The organism is Kitasatospora sp. NPDC004669, from assembly GCF_040609455.1.
GTDB lineage: Bacteria > Actinomycetota > Actinomycetes > Streptomycetales > Streptomycetaceae > Kitasatospora.
On sequence record NZ_JBEXKB010000078.1, the window covers coordinates 29,645 to 37,111 of the forward strand.

Sequence of the window (7,467 nt, forward strand, 5' to 3'; positions counted from 1 at the left end):
GACCACACCCGAAACCGGACTCAAACCCGTGATCACAGGCGCGGCAGTGTAGGTGAAGGTGACGCCGTTGCTCGTGCCGAACGGCGTGGTGACCGTGACCTGGATTGTTCCAGAGCCTGCGGGAGACGTGGCCTGGATCTGGTTGTCGCTGACCAGTTTGAACGACGACACCGGCACGGTTCCGAACTTCACCGAGGTCGCGCCGATGAAGCCGCTGCCGTTGATCGTGACGGTCGTACCCCCTGTGGTCGGCCCGTTGCTGGGGTTGATGCCGCTGATGACCGGAGCCATCGGGTGCTCCTTTGCGTGGGTAGCGAGGGTGCCCTGGCCGCCGTGGGCGGCCAGGGCACAGCGGGTCCGTGGTCGCGGCCCATCGGGTCCGCGCCCACGGCCGCGGGGACGGGGCGGCCGTGCTGCCCGTTGCTCGGTGCACGGGCTCGCCCGGGGCTTAGGGGATGACGAAGTGGTCGGCGGCGACGGCCGCGCTGGTGCCGCCGGGGGTGATGACCTGGATGTCGTAGGTGCCCGAGGCCAGGGTGCCGGGCACGTCGAGGGTCAGAGTGCCCACACCAGTGACGCTGACGTTGTTGGCCGGGGTGGACGCGCCACCCGTGGTCAGGGTGAACGTCACGGAGCTGACGTCGACGAAGCAGGTGCCGGCGACGATAACCCCGGTGGTGCCCGCCGCTCCCGTGCCGGGCGTCACGCCGGTGACCGCCGGCAGTTCGTAGTAGGTGAACTGACCCGACGCACCGATCGGGGAGCTGGTGCCGCCGGTGCTGCTGACGAGGACGTCCGCCGCGTCGGTGCAGCCGGTGAAGGCGCCGTGGCCCGGAGGGGTGACGGTCAGGTGGCCGTCCGACAGGACGGTGGGGACGGCGGTGCCGACCGTGCCGAAGGCTACCGAGGTCGCGGTCGCGAAACCGGTGCCGAAGACGTCGATGGGGCCGCCGGGTGCGGCGGGGCCGATGCCGGGGGTCAGCGACGTGACCGTCGGGGCGGCCACGTAGAAGAAGGCGCTGCTGTTGCTGTTGACCCCGGAGACGGTCACGGTGACATTGGCCTGACCGCTGCACCCCGACGGGATCGTGAGAGTGACGGACGTGCTGCTGGCCGCCGTGGGCGTGACCGTCTTGGTGCCGATGTTCACCTTGGTCGTGCTCAGGGTCCCCAGACCGGTGCCGGTGATGGTCATCGTCTGGCCCGAGTGGCCCGAGGTGGGCGAGATGGAGCTGATGACGGGTGCCATGACTGATCTCCTTTGCTGTTGCTGATGACGCTGTCGCCCGATTCGCCGGAGCCACCGAATCGGCAGTCCGCCGCACAGGGCGTGATCGGGTTCCGGCAGGTCACAGGACAGGGCTCGCAGCGCTGCCGGAATCGGGCCACGGAGTCGCTGACCGGCTGGGTGCCGGACGAGAGCGGGCATGGGGGCTGTGATTCGGGCGGCGTGGTTCTACCGCGCCGGTGACCTGCGGTTCGGGTGGGCGGGTTGGGTGTCCCGTGGTGCCGCCGTCGGGCCTCAGCAGGGCGCGGTCAGGGGCGGGGTGGCGGCGCAGTTGTCCGGGGTGTTGCCGGAGGCCTTGGTGGCCACCAGCGTGACGGAGCCGGCGTTCTTGTAGATGCCGCCGCCGTCGACCGTGGCGGTGTTGCCGGTGACGCTGCCGGCGGTCATCGTCAGCGCGGTGTCGGTGTAGATGCCGCCGCCGAACGAGGCGCGACTGTTGCGCACGCCTCCGCCGGTCATGACGACCGACCCGCCGAGGTTGGCGATGCCGCCGCCCACCCCGAGACCGGCGTCACCGTTGCTGATGGTGACCGTGGTCAAGGCGAGCCGGCCGTGGGCGGCGGGGAGTTGCGAGGGCCCGTCGACCTCGATGATGCGGAACGCGGGCGCGCCCGACGCGCGGGTGATCTCGGTGGCCAGCCCGGTCATGGTGATCGGCGTGGTGATGTTCGGCAGCCCCGCCGGTCCGCCGGCCCCGCCCGAGCCGTGGGCGCTGGTGAGGGAATAGGTGCAGAACGGTGCCAGGGTCAGGCCACCGCCCCCGGCGGCGTTGGCCGCGTTGACGGCGCTGACCAACGCGGTTTCGCTGCACGGCACGATCACCGCCTGCACCGCAGGCGCGGCCTGCGCGTGTGCCGCCGGGGTGGTGAGCATGAGTGCACCGACAGCGCCGGTCCCGAACAGCGCGTGAAGCATGGTGATGGCTCGCAAGCACGCCTCCTCGGACGCCTGAGCCAACCCTCATCAGCCGATGCACCCCAACAGCGCGTCGGTCGACGGCTCCCTCCGATGGGCGCCCCTGCGGGCCTGTGACAGGCACACACCACCACATACCGATGGGATGCCTTCCCCAACGGAGGGATGGGCAGCCCCCTATTCGGACGCTTCAAGTCAGTCATCTGAACAGCCATAAGCACAAGGCATATGACTACGGATCACCCATTCGGCGCAGCGTTCACCCGTAACACTTCCCCAAAATGTGTTTGGGAGTGTGCGCTGCCGTCCCACACGAACCACGCGTCACCGGCGAGGGCGGGCTGCTGCGGCAGCGGACCGTGGTCACCGACGTCGGTCCGGTCGAGCTCGACGCACCCCGCGACCGGGAGGGCGGCTTCGAGCCGCAGATCGTACGCAAGCGCCGGCGCCGGCCGACCGGTGCGGACGACGCGGCCCTACCCCCGCCCTCCTCCCGCACGATCTGCCCGCCGGGCGGCAATACTCACCGCTCCACGTCCGCCGGCACCACGAGCTGCGGCGACGCGGCCCCGGCAGTTCCGGTGCCGACGGCCGGGCAGGGAACGTCGGTCCGCCCTCATCCGGATATCGAATTCTGCCTGATATACCGCAGCAAATGACATCCCGCCACGGAAACGCCGATCAATCGCCCGAATAAGTTAATTCGCATCAGAAGTATCGTTTCTTCACTCCACCTTTCTGATGGCATATGGTGACGACCAGTCGGGATCGACATCAACTCCCGTCGAGGCCACCCTTGTCGACAAGGGCTCGCACTCGAATGGTGTACGACCCATGAGGCTGCCGTCGTCGCTCCGGGGCAGGCTTTCCCCCTTCCGAGTGGGGTCGTGCCACACCTGGTGCAGGCTGTTCCTCCTCATTTCCAAGGAGTCGACATGTTCACCCACAAGTCCGTCGTACGGCTCGCGCAGGCACTCTGCCTCGGCGTCGTGTCCCTCGGGGCCACCGCCTCTCCGGCAGCCGCACAGACCCCGGTCATCTGTGACCCCGGCGCCCTTGCCGCCGCGATCACCGCCGCCAACGCCTCGGGGGGCACGCTCGACCTCGCTCCGGGTTGCACCTACATCCTGAGCTCGCCGCTGCCCGACATCACGGGGAACGTCGCCATCGACGCGAACCACAGCACCCTCGCCCGCTCGTCCAGCGCACCGGCCTTCCGCATTCTCACGGTCGACCCCGGTGCCAACCTCTACCTGCACGAGGTCGGCATCACCAACGGCGACGCCACCGGCAGCTTCGGCGGCGGCATCGCCAACTTCGGGACGCTCACCCTCACCAACAGCTCGGTCCGCAACAACACCGCCGACTTCTCCGGCGGGATCGGAAACGCCGCCGGGGCCCAGGCCACGATCGCCGACAGCAGGATCGAGGGCAACCAGGTGTCGCGGAACGGCGGCGGCATCGCCAACGACGGCAGTCTGACCCTGCTCCGCAGCCTGGTCACCGGCAACACCGCCGGTCAGCTCGGCGGCGGCATCGCCAACGACGGCATCGTCCGCACCCAGGACAGCCGCGTCGTCGGGAACCAGGCGAACACCGGCGGCGGCATCGCCAACATCGGCGGCGGCACCACCAACCTCTTCCACACCACCGTCGCCGACAACAGCGCGGCCAACGCGCCCGGCGGCATCCTCGACAACGCCGGCGTCGTCACCCTGACCGACAGCCGCGTTCACGGCAACCAGCCCACCAACTGCGCGGGCAGCCCGGTCCCCGTCGCCAACTGCGTGAACTGACCGACCAGCCCCCTGACCTCGTGCGAACGATGGTTCTTGACGCGGGTGCGGGTCCCCGGGTGAACTGCAGCCCGGGAACCCGCACCCCTTGCCTGGGTATTCGGCCCCGGGGGCGCAGCAGGGCCCTGGCCGGTGAGGTCAGGCCATGTACCAGACGGTGGCAAGCCGACTCCGAACACCTCCAGGCGGCCGTGTCCGGCGCGGGCGAGGAGGCCGGCGGTGACGGCGACGTCCAGGGCGTGCTGGGAGAACGCCACCGACGGCCCCTCCCGCTCCGCTTGCCGAGGAAGGCCAGGTGCTGCTCGTTCTCACTGTGCGGATCTTCCCGAGGCGCGGGCGACGGGGCTGGTTCAGCAGGTCTGGCGCAGGTAGCCGGGGTCGCTCGGCGGAACGACGTCGAGGTCGCGCCGCACGATGCTGATGCGGGTCCCCCAAGTCGTGCACGCCGTCTGAAGGCCCTGCTCGTCGTACTCGATGTCGAATACGCTGTCGCCGAACGCGTCGGTGTAGCGGTTGCACTCGCCGTACGTGCCGCACTGTTCCACCACCGCGAAGTCGAGGCCCAGTTGCTGCCGGTCCGGTGCCAGCTCCGCCGCGTTCTTCTGGGCGATGGCAAGGCCTTGTCCGTGGGCGTGCGCGACGAGTAGAGACTGGTACGCCTCGGCGTCGGCCGCGCTCAGCAGTGCGGCCGACCGTGTGTAGCTGTCGTAGTTGTCCGGCTCGACGGCGTTGAAGCCCTTGGTAGCGCACTCGTCGATCCAGCCGTTCACCTTCAGAGCGATCCGCTGACGCTTGGTGTCCGTGCTGATGTCCAGCAGCGCCTCGTTCCAGGTGGTGTCGTAGACGACATTGCCGGCCTGGTCCCGGAGCAGCAGGTCCTGGTCCCATTCCTGCTCTGCGTCCGGCTGGGCCTGGAAGCCGTTGACATAGCAGATGTTGTAGATCCCCGGTGCCGGGGACGCCCCGTGGTCGCGGCTGACGACGGACACACCGGCCGGCGGCTGGTACGGCCCGCCGATCTGGTAGTCGAACCCGGCGTGCACTGGAGGCACCGTCACGGCGGGCGAGGCCGTCGCCGATGCCGGTGTTCCCTCGGACGTGGAAGGCAGAATCGTCATCGCCGGTTCCGCGGTTCCGCCGGAGGAACTGCACGAAGAGTCTGCGAGAACTGCTACCGCCGAGATCGTCAGCGCTGCGGCGATCCTGACGCGCGACCTGCGGGATCGACCATGGTCAACGGACATCATCGAACTCCAGGATGACAGGGCATGTCCTCGGGGCAGCTCCCCTTGCGGTGCCGGAAACACTTGCCCATCGGCCCTGACCCGCGTAGACGCCCCTCATGACGGGCCCCGGCCGCGATGTCGGCGCGATGCCCGATGCAGCTTGCCGGCCTGCCGTGCGAGGAGCGGACGCAGCGGGGTGATCGCGTCGTCGGGATCGGCGGGCAGCGGCACTTGGTTGTCGGCAGCGTCGGTGACTGGGCGATGGTCGATGACGGCGGCCAAGGTCTTGGCCGCCGTCGAGGTGTGGAAGCTGCGGACAGCGGGCTCGGTGGGTCAGGCCACGCAGCCGGGGACCGTGCTGGGGCTGCCGAAGCAGTTGGTCGGGTTGTTGGCGAGCACGGCGGTGAAGTTGAGCGTGACGCTGCCGCTGTTGTTGTAGACGCCTCCGGGGGCGTTGGTCGCGATGTTGCTGACGACCTTGCTCCGGGTGAGCGTGGTCGTGGCGCCGGCACCGCCGAAGTTGGCGATTCCGCCGCCCGAACCCGTGGGCCCGGATGCCGAGTTGTCGTAGACGCTGCTCTGCGAGACGTTCAGCGTAGCGTCGTTGGCCACTCCGCCGCCCAGCTCGAGCGCCGTGTTGTTGACGACAGTGCTATCGGTGATGGTCATGTTGCCGTCGTTGCCCAGACCGCCACCGTTGTGGAGCGCGTTGTTGCCACTGATGAGGCTGTGGTCGACGCGCGTGGTGGATCCGGTGTTGCCGCCGATCCCGCCGGAGTAGTCGGCGTGGTTGTCGCGGATGAGGCTGCTCCTGACAGTGAGGACTCCGTCGTTGCGGATGCCGCCCCCGAAGTCTCCCGTCGCGTCACCGTTGGTGATGATGGCCTCGCAAAGGTCCAGGTTTCCCGTCGGGTCGACCGTGAGGATGCGGAAGGCCGACGCGGCCGGGTCACGGGTGATGGTGGCGCCGTCACCCTTGATGGTGATCGTGTTCTGGATGGACGGCAGCGGGGTGGTCAGGGTGTAGATGCAGCCCGGGGCCAGGGCGAGCGTGCCGCCGGAGGTGTTCGCGTCGGTGATGGCGCCCGCCAGCGCGTCGGTGAGGCACGGGACGAACGTCTGCGCGGCTGCCGGGGTGACGGCCATGCCGGTGACCATGAGGGCGGCAGCTCCGAGAGTGCCCAGCGTGCGGATCGCCAGCTTGCTGTGGTTCATTGCTTCTCCTTGGTGTCGAGTGGAACGTTCACGGGGCCGCGTGCGGCGTGTCCGGGAACGGGTCGAGGGTGTGCTGGGACCGGGCTCGTGGTGGCTTGAGCCCTCTGGTGTGGTCCGGTCGCACCTGTTCGGATCCGGCCTGCGGCTGTCGGGGGCGCAGGGGTTGAACGTCTGTGCCTCAGCCGGACGGTGTGGCGGTCACGGGTATCGGTGTGGTGCCGCGGCCCCGTCGGGGTTCTCGCCGGGCCGGTTCCGACTGCCGGATCCGTTCGGCGGCCACCCGTGGGTGCCCGCCTACGCAGTGGGTGCGGTGAGGTAGGTGTAGGCGCTGGGAAGGTGGATGGTGCCTGTGGCGGTGGTGGTGACGCTCACCGTGTCCGCGCCGTTGTCACTCACGCAGGAGGACAGACCGTTCGGGGTGGATGCCACCCTGCTCGGGGCGGTGTCGATCACGTTCACGCTGCCAGCGGCGTTGCTCGCCGCACAGGCGCGTCGGCCGTTCACAGTGATCGCGATTCCGATGGGCCCGCCCCGACCGGCACGGTCCCGTCCTTCGCCGCCGGCCCTGCTGCCAGGCGGTCAGTCGCTGAGATCATGACGTCCCCTCCGATCAATCGGGGACCGTCGACGTCCAAAGACCGTCGCGTTCACGACAGCCGACATGACGTCGGTTCCTTACCGGGGGCGCCCGACGGCTGCCGGACCGGGAGTACATGTCTCCTCGGGTCCAACGCATTCCCCCGGCAAGGGATGGGCGGCCCACCGGGTGCAATCGCTACGAGTAACACACAGGGCTACAGAAGGTGGCTACCAGAAGGCCTACTTCTCACCCGAACGGCCGAGCGCGCTCCACCCGGAAACGATCCCGCACGTGCTGTCCGCCCCGCCGCGACGGCCGTTTCCCCGTGTACCGCGGCCACACCTGCCAGCCCTGTCGGCGTACGAGTCAACATGCACCACCTCGTACGAGTGACTGTGCACCAGAGTTGATGCGGTGACCGGCTGTTGTCCGTGAGCCTGCTGTCGT

General features: G+C 69.0%; 7 protein-coding genes and 1 pseudogene. 2 read left to right on the forward strand and 6 right to left on the reverse strand.

Annotated features, from left to right (window positions below):
- The 3 genes from ABZW30_RS39345 to ABZW30_RS39355 all read right to left on the reverse strand — a co-directional run.
- Positions 1 to 291, reverse strand: a 291-nt coding sequence (locus tag ABZW30_RS39345; RefSeq protein ID WP_355676097.1) for an IPT/TIG domain-containing protein, incomplete at its 3' end; no start/stop codon positions are given.
- 157 nt (positions 292 to 448) lie between these two features.
- Positions 449 to 1,249, reverse strand: coding sequence for an IPT/TIG domain-containing protein (locus ABZW30_RS39350; protein ID WP_355676098.1), 801 nt, complete (start codon positions 1,247 to 1,249; stop codon positions 449 to 451).
- Positions 1,250 to 1,522: 273 nt separating this feature from the next.
- Positions 1,523 to 2,218 carry a hypothetical protein gene (locus ABZW30_RS39355; protein ID WP_355676099.1) on the reverse strand — a complete coding sequence of 232 codons (696 nt, stop codon included), beginning with the start codon at positions 2,216 to 2,218 and terminating at the stop codon, positions 1,523 to 1,525.
- A gap of 338 nt (positions 2,219 to 2,556) precedes the next feature.
- Here ABZW30_RS39355 and ABZW30_RS39360 point away from each other — a divergent pair.
- Together ABZW30_RS39360 and ABZW30_RS39365 are read left to right on the forward strand one after the other, a co-directional pair.
- Positions 2,557 to 2,673, forward strand: a pseudogene (locus ABZW30_RS39360) (transposase); the annotation flags it as partial.
- 465 nt (positions 2,674 to 3,138) lie between these two features.
- Positions 3,139 to 3,999, forward strand: coding sequence for a hypothetical protein (locus ABZW30_RS39365; protein ID WP_355676100.1), 861 nt, complete (start codon positions 3,139 to 3,141; stop codon positions 3,997 to 3,999).
- 350 nt (positions 4,000 to 4,349) lie between these two features.
- On the opposite strand, the gene ABZW30_RS39370 is transcribed toward ABZW30_RS39365, so the two are convergent.
- The 3 genes from ABZW30_RS39370 to ABZW30_RS39380 all read right to left on the reverse strand — a co-directional run bounded on the left by ABZW30_RS39370 (position 4,350) and on the right by ABZW30_RS39380 (position 6,899).
- Positions 4,350 to 5,117 carry an endo alpha-1,4 polygalactosaminidase gene (locus ABZW30_RS39370; RefSeq protein WP_355676101.1) on the reverse strand — a complete coding sequence of 256 codons (768 nt, stop codon included), beginning with the start codon at positions 5,115 to 5,117 and terminating at the stop codon, positions 4,350 to 4,352.
- A gap of 441 nt (positions 5,118 to 5,558) precedes the next feature.
- Positions 5,559 to 6,440, reverse strand: a complete 882-nt coding sequence (locus tag ABZW30_RS39375) for a hypothetical protein (protein ID WP_355676102.1) — start codon at positions 6,438 to 6,440, stop codon at positions 5,559 to 5,561.
- Positions 6,441 to 6,734: 294 nt separating this feature from the next.
- Complete coding sequence (locus tag ABZW30_RS39380; RefSeq protein WP_355676103.1) at positions 6,735 to 6,899, reverse strand: hypothetical protein; 165 nt, start codon at positions 6,897 to 6,899, stop codon at positions 6,735 to 6,737.
- Positions 6,900 to 7,467 lie beyond the last annotated feature (568 nt).